At 55.6% G+C, this 16,333-nt stretch carries 15 protein-coding genes; 8 read left to right on the top strand and 7 right to left on the bottom strand.

Annotation, left to right across the window (positions count from 1 at the left end; genetic code table 11):
• Window positions 1-178 precede the first annotated feature (178 nt).
• The 4 genes from BUC26_RS13710 to BUC26_RS13725 all read right to left on the bottom strand — a co-directional run bounded on the left by BUC26_RS13710 (window position 179) and on the right by BUC26_RS13725 (window position 4,692).
• A complete protein-coding gene (locus tag BUC26_RS13710; RefSeq protein ID WP_073376970.1) occupies window positions 179-550 on the bottom strand; it encodes a cyclophilin-like fold protein in 372 nt (123 codons plus the stop codon).
• Window positions 551-839: 289 nt separating this feature from the next.
• On the bottom strand, window positions 840-1,595 hold the full coding sequence (locus BUC26_RS13715; RefSeq protein ID WP_073376979.1) for an SdiA-regulated domain-containing protein: 756 nt from the start codon (window positions 1,593-1,595) through the stop codon (window positions 840-842).
• A 316-nt stretch (window positions 1,596-1,911) separates the two neighbouring features.
• A complete protein-coding gene (gene katG / locus BUC26_RS13720; protein ID WP_073376981.1) occupies window positions 1,912-4,122 on the bottom strand; it encodes a catalase/peroxidase HPI in 2,211 nt (736 codons plus the stop codon).
• A 105-nt stretch (window positions 4,123-4,227) separates the two neighbouring features.
• Entirely contained in the window at window positions 4,228-4,692 is a 465-nt protein-coding gene (locus BUC26_RS13725) for a Fur family transcriptional regulator (RefSeq protein WP_084540672.1), read from the bottom strand.
• Between the two features lie 357 nt (window positions 4,693-5,049).
• Here BUC26_RS13725 and BUC26_RS13730 point away from each other — a divergent pair, with 357 nt between their 5' ends.
• Window positions 5,050-5,646, top strand: coding sequence for an NUDIX hydrolase (locus BUC26_RS13730; protein ID WP_073376983.1), 597 nt, complete (start codon window positions 5,050-5,052; stop codon window positions 5,644-5,646).
• 97 nt (window positions 5,647-5,743) lie between these two features.
• Here BUC26_RS13730 and BUC26_RS13735 read toward each other — a convergent pair whose 3' ends face one another.
• Window positions 5,744-6,835 carry an AI-2E family transporter gene (locus BUC26_RS13735; protein ID WP_073376985.1) on the bottom strand — a complete coding sequence of 364 codons (1,092 nt, stop codon included), beginning with the start codon at window positions 6,833-6,835 and terminating at the stop codon, window positions 5,744-5,746.
• Window positions 6,836-7,142: 307 nt separating this feature from the next.
• On the opposite strand from BUC26_RS13735, the gene BUC26_RS13740 reads away from it, so the two are divergent.
• The 7 genes from BUC26_RS13740 (at window position 7,143) to BUC26_RS13770 (ending at window position 14,024) form a co-directional block, all read left to right on the top strand.
• A complete protein-coding gene (locus tag BUC26_RS13740; RefSeq protein ID WP_073376987.1) occupies window positions 7,143-7,850 on the top strand; it encodes a FadR/GntR family transcriptional regulator in 708 nt (235 codons plus the stop codon).
• 136 nt (window positions 7,851-7,986) lie between these two features.
• Window positions 7,987-9,162, top strand: coding sequence for a TRAP transporter substrate-binding protein (locus BUC26_RS13745; protein ID WP_161949859.1), 1,176 nt, complete (start codon window positions 7,987-7,989; stop codon window positions 9,160-9,162).
• Window positions 9,163-9,244: 82 nt separating this feature from the next.
• On the top strand, window positions 9,245-10,096 hold the full coding sequence (locus BUC26_RS13750; RefSeq protein ID WP_073376991.1) for an MBL fold metallo-hydrolase: 852 nt from the start codon (window positions 9,245-9,247) through the stop codon (window positions 10,094-10,096).
• Window positions 10,097-10,134: 38 nt separating this feature from the next.
• Window positions 10,135-10,644: a TRAP transporter small permease subunit gene (locus BUC26_RS13755; RefSeq protein WP_084540674.1), complete on the top strand. Its 510-nt coding sequence runs from the start codon at window positions 10,135-10,137 to the stop codon at window positions 10,642-10,644.
• Window positions 10,641-11,960, top strand: coding sequence for a TRAP transporter large permease (locus BUC26_RS13760; protein ID WP_073376995.1), 1,320 nt, complete (start codon window positions 10,641-10,643; stop codon window positions 11,958-11,960). The genes BUC26_RS13755 and BUC26_RS13760 overlap by 4 nt, the downstream gene beginning before the upstream one ends.
• 590 nt (window positions 11,961-12,550) lie before the next feature.
• Window positions 12,551-12,823 carry a hypothetical protein gene (locus BUC26_RS13765; RefSeq protein ID WP_073376997.1) on the top strand — a complete coding sequence of 91 codons (273 nt, stop codon included), beginning with the start codon at window positions 12,551-12,553 and terminating at the stop codon, window positions 12,821-12,823.
• Window positions 12,810-14,024: a heparinase II/III domain-containing protein gene (locus tag BUC26_RS13770; protein ID WP_073376998.1), complete on the top strand. Its 1,215-nt coding sequence runs from the start codon at window positions 12,810-12,812 to the stop codon at window positions 14,022-14,024. The genes BUC26_RS13765 and BUC26_RS13770 overlap by 14 nt, the downstream gene beginning before the upstream one ends.
• A 29-nt stretch (window positions 14,025-14,053) precedes the next feature.
• Here BUC26_RS13770 and BUC26_RS13775 read toward each other — a convergent pair whose 3' ends face one another.
• Window positions 14,054-14,773, bottom strand: coding sequence for an HAD family hydrolase (locus BUC26_RS13775; protein ID WP_073377000.1), 720 nt, complete (start codon window positions 14,771-14,773; stop codon window positions 14,054-14,056).
• 188 nt (window positions 14,774-14,961) lie between these two features.
• Window positions 14,962-16,242: a hydroxyacid-oxoacid transhydrogenase gene (locus BUC26_RS13780; RefSeq protein WP_073377002.1), complete on the bottom strand. Its 1,281-nt coding sequence runs from the start codon at window positions 16,240-16,242 to the stop codon at window positions 14,962-14,964.
• Window positions 16,243-16,333: the final 91 nt, after the last annotated feature.

The following is a 16,333-nucleotide window of genomic DNA, read 5'->3' on the forward strand; positions in this document are numbered from 1 at the left end:
TCACCTCTGACCCCGGCGAGCATCCGGTTGTTCCTCTGAAGGACGCCATTTCCGCAGCGCGGTGCTCAAGAAGACGGGTAGCGGCACTCCGGAGTTCAGCTCAAATGTCAGATACTCGCCAAGCACGATAGGATCCGGTAGCTGCAGGGCGTTGACGGTGCTTCCCGGCAAGCCATTATCACACGATATCGACGGTAATTACGTCGCCGCTGCGTACCGTCCGCAGCACCGACGGGTCTCCATCGATCATTCCGACTATGTTGGCGGCACTGATCAGCCGGCACTCGTCGCCCTGAGAAACCGGAGTTGGACCGAACAACAGGGCCAGCGCGTCGCCGTCAAGCCAGAAACATACTGCTCCCTTGTCGACGACCGTTGCGGCATCAGGTTCGGGATCGGCGGAAAACGGCACGGAGAAATAAACCTCATCCCCCCAGACATTGGCCCGCCCTGAGATCGGCAATGAATCCAGCAGACGGCGTGCCGTAGGCGTGTCGCGCAGTACTGCCGTAATCGTCCCGGCAGGCCAGGAAATAGTAATCTGTGGCATACTCACCTCCGCAGTGTTCGTGACAGATCGGGTCGGCACAACTGCCACACCCTCTCCCTGATGAGTATCACAGACCGCCGGGTTGTTCAAACCCCGATCCGCAGCAGCGACTCTGCAGCGACCGGCCGAGTCGCCATCAGTCGGACCGAATCCGGCCGGTAATTGCTGCCTGCCCGGCGCAACCGCAAAACTGCTCACCTGCTTTCTGTTCTGTCGCTATACCGTTTATCCGAACCGGTATGACACCGTGGGCTGCCCGGAAAAAGTTCCCGGTTTTCGTATCGGTCAGCTACCGTTTCTCCCACGGAGCGGGGAAAAAGTAAAGGAGTTGCTCCTTATCACAGACCACCAGCATGGATCCTCCGATAAAAACAATCCCTTCGGGCTTTTTCACCGCTGAAATGTTCCATCTTTCCAGCACTTCGTAGCGATCGGGATCCAGTTTCAGCACTGCCTGCTCCTCATCACTGAGCAGCCAGAGCGCCCCGTCGTGCCAGGTAGCTGCCGAAATGTCACTGGCGGCAGCGAACGGGAGGGCAGCTCGCACCTGAAAGCTATCGTCCAGTTCGAGGATGGTCACCGGATCCTTCTCGGTGATCAGCAGAAACACCTCGCGTACAGGGTTGTAGACAATGCTCTCGTAGCCGCTATTGCGTTTGCCGTCATACGGTATCGAAAATGTCTGCTCCAACACCAGTCCGTCGGGATTGAAGCGATGCACCAGTCGATTGCTCTCATCGGCCACATAGATTTTCCCTGCGTGACTATACACCCCTTCAAAATCGCCCCCCTGAAATGGAGCCCGGGTGAGCACCGTACCGTTTGCATCGGTCTGAAAAAGAGTGCCCTTATCGCTGACGATCAGCAACGACTCCCCGTCCGGGTGCAGACAGATGTCTGACGGTTCAACAATATCGGGTGCCAGTTCGACGACGCGATCGGGGTCGGATGCGGCACATACCGACTGACAGGCGAGCAAGACGAGGGCGACCACGGTCCCGATCAGACACTGCTTCGCTATGGCGATTACTGCCCATTTGTTCATTATTGAACCGCACCCTCTCGTTTTCCCGAGCCGGCATGGCCGGCGCACGGTGATACCTCCGGCGACTGGCGAGTTGGTGACGGGAAAAGCTGCCGGTTCCGGAGAAACGATTATACCACAATGACACCGCACCATCTCAGCTCAAGCTGAAATGGTGCGGTCAACTACCGTCTGGTGAAAGTTAGCGGGGGACAGGTTAAAACCTGTCCCGCCGATTTTCATAAAATGCACTATCCGCCAACGTTTGGCACACAATGCCGCCTCGTCAGCGGATAGGCGCTCATGGTCACGCAGCCAGCTGGCAAGATGTCGCTGATCAGACCAAATCGAAGCGATCGAGGTTCATGACCTTGTCCCACGCCGCAACGAAATCCTGCACGAACTTTTCCTGTGCGTCCGCACAGCCGTAGACTTCCGCCACGGCCCGCAACTGGGAGTTGGAACCGAAGACGAGGTCAACGCGGGAGCCGGTCCACTGCAACTCACCCGTTACCCGATCCCGGCCCTCAAAGACATCTTTGTCGTCTGCGGTTGGCTGCCACGTTGTGCCCATATCGAGCAGATTGACGAAAAAGTCATTGGTCAGAGTCTCGGGCCGTTTGGTGAAGACACCGTGGGGCGACTGCCCGTGGTTGGCACCGAGAACCCGCAGACCGCCGATAAGAACGGTCATCTCTGGGGCGGTCAGCGTCAACAACTGAGCCCGATCAACCAGCAACTCCTCAGCCGAGACGGCGAATTTTGCTTTTTGGAAATTACGGAAACCATCGGCAACCGGCTCAAGGACGGCAAACGCCTCGACGTCGGTCTGTTCTTGCGACGCATCGGTTCGACCCGGCACGAACGGTACGGTTATATCATGACCGGCGTTCTTGGCGGCCTGTTCGACAGCGGCACAGCCACCCAGCACAATCAAGTCGGCAAGTGACACTTTCTTGCCGCCGGACTGCGCGCTGTTGAACTCCTGCTGGATTTTTTCAAGCGTTTGCAGCACCGTCTGCAACTGCTCCGGCTGGTTGGCCTGCCAGTTCTTGTGCGGATCCAGACGAATGCGCCCTCCATTGGCCCCACCACGAAAATCTGAGCCACGGAATGTCGAGGCGGAGGCCCAGGCTGTTGCAACCAGCTGGGAGACAGACAGCCCCGAGGCAAGAATCCTGCCCTTGAGTTCTTTAGTGTCTTGGTCGTCGATCAGCTCGTGATCGACTTCCGGAACCGGGTCCTGCCAGAGCAGGTCCTCGGTCGGAGCCTCCGGACCGAGGTACCGGGACCGGGGGCCCATGTCACGGTGAGTCAGTTTGAACCAGGCTCGGGCGAAGGCATCGGCAAACTCGTCGGGGTTTTCCAGATAGTGCCGGGCAATCGGCTCATAAATCGGGTCATAACGAAGGGAGAGATCCGCCGTGGTCATCATCGGCCGATTTTTTTTCGACGGATCGTGGGCATCGACAACCATGTCCTCCTCGTCCACGTCTTTGGCGAGCCACTGGTTGGCACCGGCGGGGCTCTTGACCAACTCCCACTCATACTTGAACAGCACCTTCAGATAACCCATATCCCAGGTGGTCGGATTCGGCTTCCAAGCACCCTCGATACCGCTGCCGATGGTGTCGCCCCCCTTACCACTTCCGAAACTGCTGCGCCAGCCGAGGCCCAGCTCTTCCATGGGGGCGGCTTCCGGTTCCGGTCCGACATGGGTCGCAGGTCCGGCGCCGTGGCACTTGCCGAAGGTGTGTCCACCGGCAACAAGAGCAACCGTCTCCTCGTCGTTCATGGCCATCCGGGCAAAAGTCTCACGAACGTCATGCCCGGAGGCGACCGGGTCCGGATTGCCGTCAGGCCCCTCCGGGTTCACGTAGATCAGTCCCATCTGCACGGCCGCCAACGGATTTTCCAGGTCACGCTCACCGCTGTAACGGCTCTTGGGTTTATCACTGGTCGCCAGCCATTCCTCTTCGGCCCCCCAGTAAATATCCTCTTCCGGCTCCCAGACATCCACCCGCCCACCGGCAAAGCCGAATGTCTTGAAGCCCATGGACTCAAGGGCGACGTTACCGGTGAGGATCATCAGATCGGCCCAGGATATCTTCTTGCCGTATTTCTGTTTGATCGGCCAGAGCAGACGGCGCGCCTTGTCCAGGTTGACGTTGTCCGGCCAGCTGTTGAGCGGTGCCAGCCGCTGTGATCCGGAACCCGCTCCGCCACGGCCGTCACCCATGCGGTAGGTTCCGGCGCTGTGCCAGGCCATACGGATAAAAAGGCCGCCGTAATGTCCCCAGTCGGCGGGCCACCAGTCCTGGGAGTCGGTCATCAGGGCATGCAGATCTTTCTTGACGGCAGCTAGGTCGAGTTTCTTGAATTCCTCGGCATAGCAAAAGTCTTCTCCCATGGGATTGGATTTGACGGATTGCTGGTGCAAAATCTTCAGGTTCAGTTGGTTCGGCCACCAGTCGCGATTTGAGGGGCCGCCACCTGCTATCTGTTTTCCCGTCCGACCCGTCACCGGGCACTTGCTATTGTCACTCATCGATTTCCTCCTGTTTGTTTTTTGGGGGGCTTTATCAGTTCTTGCATACGGTGCGACAATGCCCGCCATGGCACTGTCGCGTCGTGTCTACTCACAGGCAGCAATTTACAGATCTTCAATTCTCTCTCTGGCAATACATTCCCGGCAAACGCCCCGCACCTCGATGTGCGTCGCCTCAACCTCGCCAAAGGATTGCAGCGATTCCGGGAGCGTCAGGTTGTCCAGTTCAGAGCTAACAAAGTCACGGGTATAACCGCAGTTCTTGCAGATAAAATGATGATGCTTCTCGAGGTTTGCGTCAAATCGAGTCGCCTCACGGCTCGAACCAAGTGTCTTCACCAGCCCAAGGTCGTTGAGCAACCACAGCGTCCGATAAACGGTGTCGAGCGAGACCGTCGGCAATCGGCGTCTGATGCGCTGAAAAATGCGGTCAACATCCGGATGATCACCGGTCTGAGCAATTTCCCGGAAAATCTCCATTCGCTGATGAGTCAGTTTGATACCTGCCTCGCGACAGACTGCCTCGAAGTGGCGCATTCGCTGTTCAACTTCTTTCTTGCCAATGTTCACGTATTGTTCTTTTGTAAGAATGGTTCTTATTTGCATATTAGCTGACAATACGTCAGGAGTCAAGGCCTGTTTTTTTTTGTTTACCTACCCCAAGCAAGAAAAGGACCGCACTCCGAAACTCGGCGAGGAAACCGATCGTCTGTTCAATAAACGCACCGGTGCCATCCCGTGCGCTCCGCACAGCACAAGGCATCGTCCCGGCAGTAGGTTGACGGCGGTTTACCGCTAACCCCGGTAAGAACGCGCCTCTGTTTGAAGCTGCCGGTTCAAACCGAAAAAAGCTGAAAATATCGCCAAGACTGGTATGGTCTGAAGAGTCTTGCTGGTAAAGAAAACGCGTTTGAGTGATGAATCGTCATGAACGAACAATCCAATTTTTCCCCATGGGTGACAGACGGTGAACGGACTCTCGTTTCTACTCGGGTCTTCGATCTCCTCGCCGCAAACGTACATTGCCCTCGTTCCGGACTGCACAAAGAGTTCTACAAGCTCTCCGCCAGTCCATGGGTCAATGTCATCGCCGTTACGCCGCAGGGTCAACTACTTCTCATTCGTCAGTACCGCTTCGGCAGCGACCGCGTGGAGTTGGAAATCCCCGGTGGCATCGTCGATCCGGGTGAAGACCCTCTACAGGCAGGCCTTCGCGAACTTCGCGAGGAAACCGGTTACGGAGGCGGGACGGCCCAACTGATCGGCTGGGTGCGGCCCAACCCGGCCATTCAGGACAACATCTGCTCCACTATCTTGGTTGAACCTGTCGAAAAACTCGGCGATCCGCGCTTCGAGGACATGGAGGATATCGAGGTCTTTGCCGTCCCGGTAAACGAGGCGCTCGCCATGGCGAGCTCAGGAGAAATCCGCCACGGCCTGGTCCTCAACGCACTGACATTCTACACCATGCACCGGGGCATCACTTTTCCCGGTAAGGCCGGCAAAGAAGACTCGACACGTTGAGCCATCGCCAAACTGTTGATCGTCCCGGACGTTCACTTTGGTTCCATTCAGACCGGCAATCAGCATTTCACTGCCGCTGCAACGCGCGGTAAATCTTTCAAGCCTCTGACGCTCCCGAATCCGCTTTCACCGCATTCACGCCATCCTTTCTCGGCCAGGCGTTAATGACGTCCCGGATGAGAATGGCCAGCGGAATTGCAAAAAATACGCCCCAGAATCCCCAGATGCCGCCGAAAAACAGGACGGCAACGATAATGGCGATGGGATGCAGGTTGATCATTTCCGAGAATAAGAGCGGCACCAGAACGTTGCCGTCGAGAACCTGAATAACGCAATATGCGATGACTATCCAGGCCAGCTCGCCGCTCCAGCCAAATTGAAAAAAGGCCACCAGTGCCACCGGAAATGTCATCACGGCTGCACCGATATAGGGAACCAGCACGGAAATACCGACCAGAAATCCGAGGAGCACCGAGAAATTGAGCCCCATGAACAAGAAGGTGAGATAGGCAACCAACCATACCACCAGGATTTCCCAGAATTTGCCCCGGATGAACCGGCCCAGCTGCGCATCCACGCCCTGCCATACCCTGGCGGCCAGGCCTCGTTCCTGCGGGAGATATCGACGAGCCCAACTGAGGATCAAGCCTTTGTCCTTGAGGAAGAAAAACACTAGCAGGGGCATGAGCACGATGTAAACCACCAGGGTGATGATGCCAACCACCGACGAAAGCGTTTGCCGTAGCATGCTGTCGGCAAAATTGATGGCTTCCCGTCTAATCTGGTTCAACACGGTTTCAATCTCCGCTTCGCTTAAAAAAGCCGGGTAATGCTCTGGCAACGTAAGAATCAATCGTTGTCCCTCGGTGAGCATGGCAGGAACTTCCTGCAGGAGTTGCGTGGCCTGGCGGATTAGAATCGGTAAAAGACCGAAGAGCAGCGTCAGCAAAACAAGGAAGAAAAGAGAGAAAACAGCAATCACCGCCACCATTCTCGGAATACCGATCTTGCGCAGGCGATGAATGATGCCATCAAGCACATAGGCGATGATCGCACTGGCGATGACCGGCACCAGATGGTTGCCGGCAAAGAGGACCACGATGAGCCCGGTCAGCAGCAGCCCTGACAGGATTACAACTTGAGGGTCGGAAAAATGCTTTTTGAACCAGTCTTTGATCATCCTCGTCATCACTTCTCATACATTGCACTTTCGTCTCGAACCTGGAAGCGCATTCCCCGTTGATAACAGTCAACATATCGCATGGCAGCACCAATAATCAGTCTGTCGGTCCTCTGCCAAAGACTATGTATCGGCAGCTCGTTTTGTCCAGGGCCGGTTGTCGTCATGGTTCCCGGCAGACGGACGTCCCCAACGTGCACACTATCATTGTTAATGTCAACTTATCAGTTGACAAGCAAGGCAGGAATATACTACATTCTGAGCGGTCTGACCAGTAGACCATCTGATATGTAACCGTCATTTCAAAGAACCGGTCATGAATCTCACCCCCATCTCCCGCAAGCGCTTGTCGGAATCAGCCATCAGCCAGATCAAGGATTTCATCATCCATAACGGGCTTAGACCTGGCGCCAAGCTGCCGTCTGAACGTGAGTTGTGCAGCAAATTACAGATCAGCAGAGCATCATTGCGCGAGGCTGTTCGTATCCTGGAAATTATGGGCTTGGTAGAGGTCCTGCCTGGCAAGGGAATCTATGTCAAGGACCTGACCGGTGACCTGTTCGTGCCGCTGCCGACCTGGGTATCAGATTATCGCGACACCATCCATAAGCACTTCGAGGCCCGCCTCATTCTGGAACCGGAGATTGCCGCGTTGGCTGCACGACGTTCCAGTCCGGCGGACATTGACAAGATCAAGGCCAATATCGAGTTGCAAAACAGCCTACCGGAAAGCGAGATTGCCGCTATCATCCAGGCCGATATCGACTTTCACTGCCTGCTCGCTGAAGCCGCACAGAACGAAACCCTGCTTATGCTCCTCAATTCCATCGCCCGCATGTCCTTTCACGGCTGGAAGGCGGCACTACGCACAGAAAGCCGAAACAAGACTGCAGTGCAGGAGCACTTCGATCTGTTGCAGCGATTGGTTGAACATGATGAAGATGGGGCCCGGACCATGATGCGCGAACACATGCTTGGCTCGATCAAAATGCTCGAACAGCAGGGTCTCGCTCCGAAGTCTTGAAGAATAAGAGGAGTGAGCAAACCGACGAACACAGCCGGGAGCAGATGCCGGCTCGCTTTTTTCCACGGTGAAGGCCGCTTGATGCGGAACAGGTCCTTTGAGTAGGACGGGCAAATCAACGCGAATGGAGGAAAGTATGAGACGATCGGCTAGCGTGGTACTTGTTGGGGCACTGTTTTGCCTCGCGGTGATGGGCGCAGGCCCGGCAATGGCCAAGCAGAAAGTGATCAAGTGGCGGGTCCAAGACACCTTCGCCGCAGGTATTGCCCTGTCCTGGAGTGGCGAGATCCTGGCCCGGACGATCAACGACATTGTCCGAACCGAGAATTATCGCCTGGAAATTGAATACCATTATGGCTCGGAGCTGTTTCCGATGGCCGAGACCTTCGAGGCTGCCCGAACCGGCGCGCTCGACGCCGCCATCGGTTGGCCGGGTTTTCTGAAAGGCCTCAATAGCGCCCTGGTGCTGTTCGGCTCCTTTCCGAACTCCTACACCCCGGAAGACTTCGCCATCTGGTACTACTATGGCGGCGGCCGGCAATTGGCCGACGAGGTCTACGGCAAATACAACATGAAGCCCTTCGCCGCCGGCGGCGGTGGTATCGAAGGCGGTCTTTGGTCCAATGTCAAAGTCACCAAACCCGAGGATTTCAAAGGCCTGAAAATCCGCTGCCCTGGCTTCAGCGAGGACATCCTGACCATGCTCGGCGCCACCACAATGGCCATAAGCCCCGATGAGATCTACCTGGCCATGGACCGTGGCGTCGTCGATGCCGCCGAGTTCTCCTTCCCCGCCGGCGACGTTTCCATCTCGCTGCACGAGGTTGCCGACTACCTGATCGTGCCGGCTTGGTGGCAGACGGCGATGATCACTCTGCTGGCAGTCAACATGGATAGCTACAATAAGCTGCCAGATGAGTTGAAACCGCTGCTTGAATACGCCACCAAGGTCTCCTACATCATGTCCTTTGCCAAGTGGGAATACTCGAACATCGACGCTATCGAGACCTTCACCAAGGCCGGAACGAAGATTACCAAACTCGAAGACGAGACCATCGAGGAACTGGAACGGCTAACGGTACAGCTGGCCGAACAGGAAGCGGGCAAAAACCCGGATTTCCTCAAGGTGGCCAAGTCCCAGTACAACTTCCTCAAAGGCTACGGCCAATGGCGATCTCACTCAAAACCATACGGTCAGGGCAAAGTTCACAAGTACTGGCCGAATTTTGTCGACGAGAATCCGCAATTCCCGTGGATTACAGACAAACGGGATAACGCCTATTTCGGTATCTTCGAAACAGCCGGCAACTAAAAATCAACAACCGGCCTGACCGCCGACCGCCTCTCCCACGGTCGGCGGCCAGGCCCCGGTTTTCCCCGAGCGAGGCACGATCATGAAAATCACCACTGCCACGTTGGCGGAGAATTCCGCCAGTTGGCTGAAACTCCTAGCCGAATGGGGCTTGAGCATCCTGGTGCAGGTGGACGACACAACGGTTCTCATGGACACCGGCCGCAGTTCGGTGGCGGCCCATAACGCCCAGTTGATGAACATTGATCTGAGTGGGCTCGACACCATCGTATTCAGCCACGGCCATGAGGACCATACCGGCGGACTGCTCCACCTGCTGCGGCTGCGCAATCTGCCGGACAAACCGGTGCGGATTATCGCCCATCCCGACGTGTGGTCTTCCAAATGCTGGCGGTCCCCCGACGGCAACCGTTACGAGCCGATCGGCATTCCCTATTCACGGGCCGAGGCAGAAAAATTGGGGGCGAGCTTCGAATTGTCAGCTGAACCGGTGTGGATCACCGAGTCGATCGTCACTAGCGGGGAGGTGCCGATGGTCACTGATTTCGAGGCTATCGACGACAACGCCTGCGTGCAGGATCATCAACACGTTACGCAGGACCTGCTGGCCGACGACCTGTCCCTGTTCATCAAGACGCCAAAAGGATTGTTCGTGGTATCCGGTTGCGCCCATCGCGGCATCGTCAACACCATCGAGCGCGGCTTGACATTGACCGGCTGCACCGAGGTCTTTGCGGTAATCGGCGGTATCCACCTGTTCGGTGCCGACGAGCGACGCCTGGAGCAAACAATTGGTGCGCTCCGCCGCTATGATGTGCAGCGACTCGGCGTCTCGCACTGCACCGGACAGCTTCCGGCGGCGCGGCTGGCCCGGGAATTCGGCGACCGGTTCTTTTTCAACTCGGCCGGAACGACCACGGAGTTCACCGTCTGATCGAGTAGTCAAGGGAACCATCTGTCTGAGAGGATGTCATGAAGCTACTGCTATCTATTGCACGGATGATCGACACCTGCAACGAATGGGTCGGCCGGGTTGCGCAATGGCTGATCGTCGCCCTGGTCCTGGTGTTTATCTATGAATCGGTGATGCGCAAAGGGTTCTCCGCGCCGCAGATCTGGTTCACCGAAGTCTCCTATTTCCTGTTCGGCTACTATATCCTGTTCGGCTCAGCCTACACCTTCCTGCACGGTGGGCATGTGTCGATCGATCTGTTCTCGGAACGGTTGCCCGAGAAATGGCGTCACCGGCTGGCTATCGCCTGCCTGATAGGCTTCACCCTGGTCTTTTCTTTTGCCATGATCAAGGGCGGCCTGCCGATCGCGATCAATTCGTGGCAGGCAGGAGAACTCGGGCACAGCTTCTGGCGGCCACCCATCGCCCACTTCCGCAGTGTCATTCCGGCCGCGTTCCTGCTTATCTTTCTGCAGGGGGTGTCCTTTCTCATCAAACACATTGCGGCACTGCGAGGTGAGCAATCATGACCGATACCCTGTTATTACTTTTTGTCGCGCTGATAACTATCGGCGCCCTGTTTCTCGGTCATTCGGTAGCGCTGACCTTTGGCGGACTGGGTATCATCCTCGGCCTCATTTTTGTCGGCCCAGCAGTACTACCGATCGCGGTCACCAAGACCTACTCGGTGATGGTCAGCTTCCCCTTGATCGCCATCCCCCTGTTCATCTTCATGGCATATATCCTCGAATGCTCCGGGGTGGCGCAGCGGATGTTTAACGGCATCCGCGATCTGGTAGCTCCAATACCGGGCGGACTGGCCATTGCCGTGACCATTGTCTGTACGGTGTTTGCCGCGAGCACCGGCATCATCGGCGCATCCATTGTCAGCATGGGCGTACTGGCCGGACCGTACCTGTTGGAGAACAAGTATGACAAGCGGTTGACGGTAGGCACGATCATGGCGGGGGGAACGCTCGGCATTCTCATACCACCAAGCATGCTGCTCATTGTCCTCGGCGCGGTGGCCGGTATCTCTGTAGGGCAGCTCTTCATCGGGGCGATCATCCCCGGTCTCTTGTTGTCACTGCTGTATGTGATTTATATTTTTGTTATTTGCTGCCGCAACCCGGCATTGGGGCCGCCGGTAGCGCCCGAAGACATGGATGTCCTTCGCGTGCGGCTGGTACGCGGCATGATCAGCGTGACGCCGCCGGTGCTGCTGATGCTGACGGTGCTCGGCTCCATCTTTTTCGGTATCGCCACGCCGTCGGAAGCGGGAGCAATCGGCGCGTTTGCCGCGATTATCCTGATGGTCTGTTACGGTCAATTCAACATGAAAAATATGCGCTACGCGACGACGGCGACCATCAAGACCTCGTGTATGGTGATGTTTATCATCGTCGGAGTCAATATCTTCTCGGCAGTATTCATGGCCATGGGCTGCGGCAAGACGCTCGGTTCGCTGTTCGAGGCGCTCGGCAATCAATGGCTGTTCTTCGCCATGGTTATGCTACTGATCTACCTGCTCGGCATGATCATCGACTGGACCGCCATCCTGATGCTCCTAGTGCCGATCTTTTTCCCTATCGCCAAAGATGTTTACGGGGTTGACCCATTCTGGTTTGGGATGATGGTAGCGATCAACCTGCAGGTGTCGTTTCTGTCACCGCCATTCGGTTATGCCCTGTTTTTCATGAAGTCGCTGCAACTGCCCGGCGTGACTCTCGGCGATATCTATCGTGGCTCGCTCCCGTTCATCGCTTTGCAGGTCGTCGGGCTGATCATTGTGGCACTCTTCCCGCAGACGGTGACCTTCCTTACCGACCTGGCCTTTGCTCAGTAAATGAGGACGGCTCAGCGCATCCCCCCCTTCCCTCGACCGACCATCCGGTAGGATGAGTGGGAGGGGGGGGGAGGCAAGGTGGATATATACGGAAGACAGCAGCGCTAATCAAATAATGATTTCTATTGACCCTGACGTTCAGCACGTAATCCTGATAATCAGTCAATAATAAGGCAAAACAGCCGCTTGTGTTTCGATATCTAGCTGGAAATCGGAAATTAAGTTAAACTTGTATTGCCGGTTTACGGTGTTCATGTTCTTTTAGCACCAAGATCCAACAAAATATCAATAAAAACCGATGCGTTAAAATCCTTGCCCAACCCCAGGGACACATGCTTCTCAGCCCCCTGGAGAGTTTACAGGATTATGATAGTATCAGTTTATAACCGGCGACAGAAAGTCGATACAAAGGGAGAAGTTCATCTCCCCAGGTCATCGAGGTGTGTCCGGTTCCACCTCGTCGTTTTCCTGCTCCTGCTCTTATCATTTGGCTCGGTCCCGAGAATCGAGGCATCCCCCGGTGATATAGATGACAGCCAGATGGTGTCCCCGAGGGATGCGATCCCTCCCACTTCCTGGATACGGCAGAAATGACCCATGCCTTCGCCATCGGCTATGACTGGCTGTTCGATGTATGGACCACCGAGCAGAAAGAGGTGCTACGAAATGCCATTATCGACTATGGCCTCACCCCCTATTTGACCGCCCATGAAGAACAGGCGAGTTGGCTGACAAGCGAATCCAATTGGAACATGGTCACCAACGGGGGTATCGGCTTAGGGGCGCTTGCTATTGCAGAAACGGATACCCAGCCTGTCCTGGGATATCATCAACAAGACCCTGACGAGCATGGAAAATGCTGAATCTATTGCAACTCTGGGGCCCGATGGAGCCTGGCATGAAGGTCCCGGATACTGGTCGTATGCCACCAAATATCTTTTGATTTACGCGGCCGCTCTTGAGTCCGCCGTCGACAGCACCTTCTATATCCTTGACGTTCCCGGCGTTTCGGTAACGGGGAACTTCCCTGTCTATATGACCAGTCCAACCACCAACATCTTCAATTTTGCGGATTGCGGAGACTGGCCGATTCGCGCTCCATGGCTTTACTGGCTGGACATGAAATTTGACAAGCCGCTGTATTCATGGTTTCAAACAAAGTTTTCTCTCGACCACGCCCTTGATCTCATCTGGTACAAACCAGAAAATAGCTCACCTACAGAGCTGGGCCTGGAACTTGATGCGTATTTCAGAAAGACAGAGGCAGTCACCCTGAGAAGTACATGGGGCGACGACAATGCTCTCTTTGCCGGGTTCAAAGCAGGGAATAATAATGTCGGCCACGGCCATCTGGATCTAGGTGAATTTGTTTTTGATGCGCTCGGCGAGCGCTGGATATTCGACTTAGGGCCAGATGACTATAACCTGCCGGGATATTTTTCCCAGTCAGGCGAATTCGACGACCAGCGCTGGCACTACTATCGACTCAGGGCCGAGGGCAATAATACCCTGGTCATCAATCCGGACGCACTGGCAGATCAGGATCCATCTGCCGAGACCGAAATCATGAGGTATACCAGCGATAATGATGGGACCGGTGCGGCCATAGCCGATCTCACCGATGCATACGATGAAATGGGCGCCGGTCGGGTTTGGCGCGGCATTGCCCTGATCAACAACAGAACCCAGATGCTTCTTCAGGATGAGATTGTCACAGACAACCCTTCAGAAATCTGGTGGTTTATGAACATCCACGAAGAAACAGACGTGGAATTCTACGATGGCGGGAAACGCGTTATCCTCATCAAGAATGGCAAAGAGATCGATGTCCGGCTTCTCAACCCCGATATCGGCGGCTTTTTGCTGCAGGATGGATCACCCTTGCCCACATCGCCCCATCCCGCCGGACAGCGTCTGACAGATAAAAAAATGTCAATTCATGTAACAAATGAGACTGATGTAACAATCCCCGTCTTGTTCACCCCCATTACGGAATCCGGGATGGTTGTTGATTTGCCTGAAATTGCTCCCCTGGAAACCCCGACATGGCCGCTGCCAGAGTAACTTGTCCAAAGTGATCATACAAGGCTGCCTCATACCTGCAACCTTGTGCACAGCTCGTCAAAATCTCCGGCCACGATATCAAACGTGGTTTCAGCCGGCACGGTGAACCCTTCTCCGACGTTATCTTCCACCGGAACGACCACATGGGCGGTGCGCATTCCCGCGTTTTGAGCCGCCGCCAAGTCGCCCTCATGGGTGGCGACCATCATCGCCTCTCCCGGGCGCAGCCCAAGGAGGCTGGTGGCCTTGAGATAGGCTTGAATGGACGGTTTGTAATAGCCTAGAAATTCGCAGGACAGGATGCCATCCCACTGCACTCCTGCATATTTTGAACTTCTGACGATGGCTTCCCAACTAAGGATGGTAAGGACAACAACCAGATATCTGGAGCGCAACCTGTTGATCGCTTCAGCAGCACCGGTAAATGCGCGCATATTATGCCACGTCGACGTAACGAGAACCGCCCTGTCTATTTCGCCAAGAAGAGGATATCTGGCCGTGAGGTGATCCAGAGCCTGAAGCAGCATGCTATCAGCATTAATATAGGGGAGGTTTCCATGTCGCACCTGGGTATGAATTTTAAACATCTCATCGCGCCAGTCGACGGCAAAGGACTCGCTATCAATTCCTCTTCCTGCAGTATCAGCCAGTTCCTCAATCCTCTGCCGGGCGGTGTTCTTCCAGTCGAAGATTGTCCCACCAACATCAAAAAACAGCCCTTTAATCGTTTGCATGGCTTCTCCCATCATTCGTTGGCTGCTTGAGCGAGGTGACCTGCAACGAAATCGAAATTTCCTCGTAGATACGACTTCTTTCGTCACAACATCACAGGGTCATCCCGCAACCTGTCAGGCACTGCATCCCATCTTAAACATGCATCCCACCAGAGAGCTGGGCAATAACCGACTGAACCGTGCTTTTCAGCTGCAAGCCTGTCTTACCAGTACCGCATCGCTCCCCTGAACAATTCCGCCAACTCTTCCGGACCGGCAGGACGGGGGGAGAGCTTTGTAACGCGATGCTGGGGCAGCGTCCCTGCAACGAGTTTTGGAATATCGGCCTCGGTAAAGCCGACATCCTTCAGTCCGTTCGGGACGTTGAACCGTTTGAAATAGCCGATCATCGTATCCGCCAGCAACTCGCCTGCCTCTTCCTCCCGGACGCCTATGGTATCGGCGCCAAGGGCAACGGCGGCCTCCATGTGACGCTTGGGATTTGAAGGCCCGGTGAACCTAAAGACCGACGGCGCGTTGATGGCAACGGAGATGCCGTGCGGAATAATCGGGTGGTCGGAGATATAGTCCGGCGCGATATACTCGCGTACCATTCCGGAAACAGGGTAGGACATGCCGTGCGGCAGGGTGACGCCGGCATTGCCGAACCCGACGCCGGCAAACGTAGCCGCCAGGGCCATCATGCCGCGAGCATCGAGGTTGGTTGGATCCTCGACGGCGGTCACGAAGTTGTCGGCCATGATCTCCATTGCCTTGATCGCCCACATGTCGCTGATCGGGTTCGATCCCTGATAGGCGGGTCTCAGCATCGGACGCTCCGGCCTCGGCCGGTTGGTATAATGGATGGCGGTATATGACTCAACCGCATGAGTCAGGATATCAAGTGCGGTCGAGGTGGTGATCATCGGCGGCATGGAAATCATGTTCAACGGATCGACGATACCGAGTGTCGGTTTCAGCGCCCTGTTGGCAATACCGGTTTTGGCATGCATCTCTTCAAGATCGAAAATGGCGACGCCGGTGGTTTCGCTGCCGGTTCCCGCCGTTGTCGGGATTGCATACAGCGGCTTCAAGGGTCCCGGGACCGGTTTGCCTTTGCCGATCGGAGCATTGACATAAGCCAGGAAATCATCTGTCGGGTACGTGGAGTAAAGATTGGCGGCTTTGGCGGTATCGATGACCGAACCGCCGCCGAAAGCGATAAAAGCATCGACATCGTTGTCCACGGCGAACGCTATTGCCTCTTTGAAGGAGGTGTCAGTCGGTTCAACCCGCACCCGGTCATACAAGACATACGGGACGTCTTCATCGTCCAGCGACGCGATCAGGGTTTTGATCATCGGCAATTTGGCGATGTTCGGATCAGTACAGACCATGACTTTTCGGGCGCCAAGATCTTTCATATCCATACCGATTTCGGTGGTAACTCCGGAGCCGAACCTGATACTCGAGGCAGCCATTTCAAAACCAATTTCCTTCTCCATACAGCCCTCCACGGTAAATACGTCAAATTGCCTTACGGCACACAACCATTTCCAAACCCTTCCCTGACAGTAGCACAATTCCTTTCAGGGC

The organism is Desulfofustis glycolicus DSM 9705, assembly GCF_900130015.1.
GTDB classification, from domain to species: Bacteria; Desulfobacterota; Desulfobulbia; order Desulfobulbales; family Desulfocapsaceae; genus Desulfofustis; species Desulfofustis glycolicus.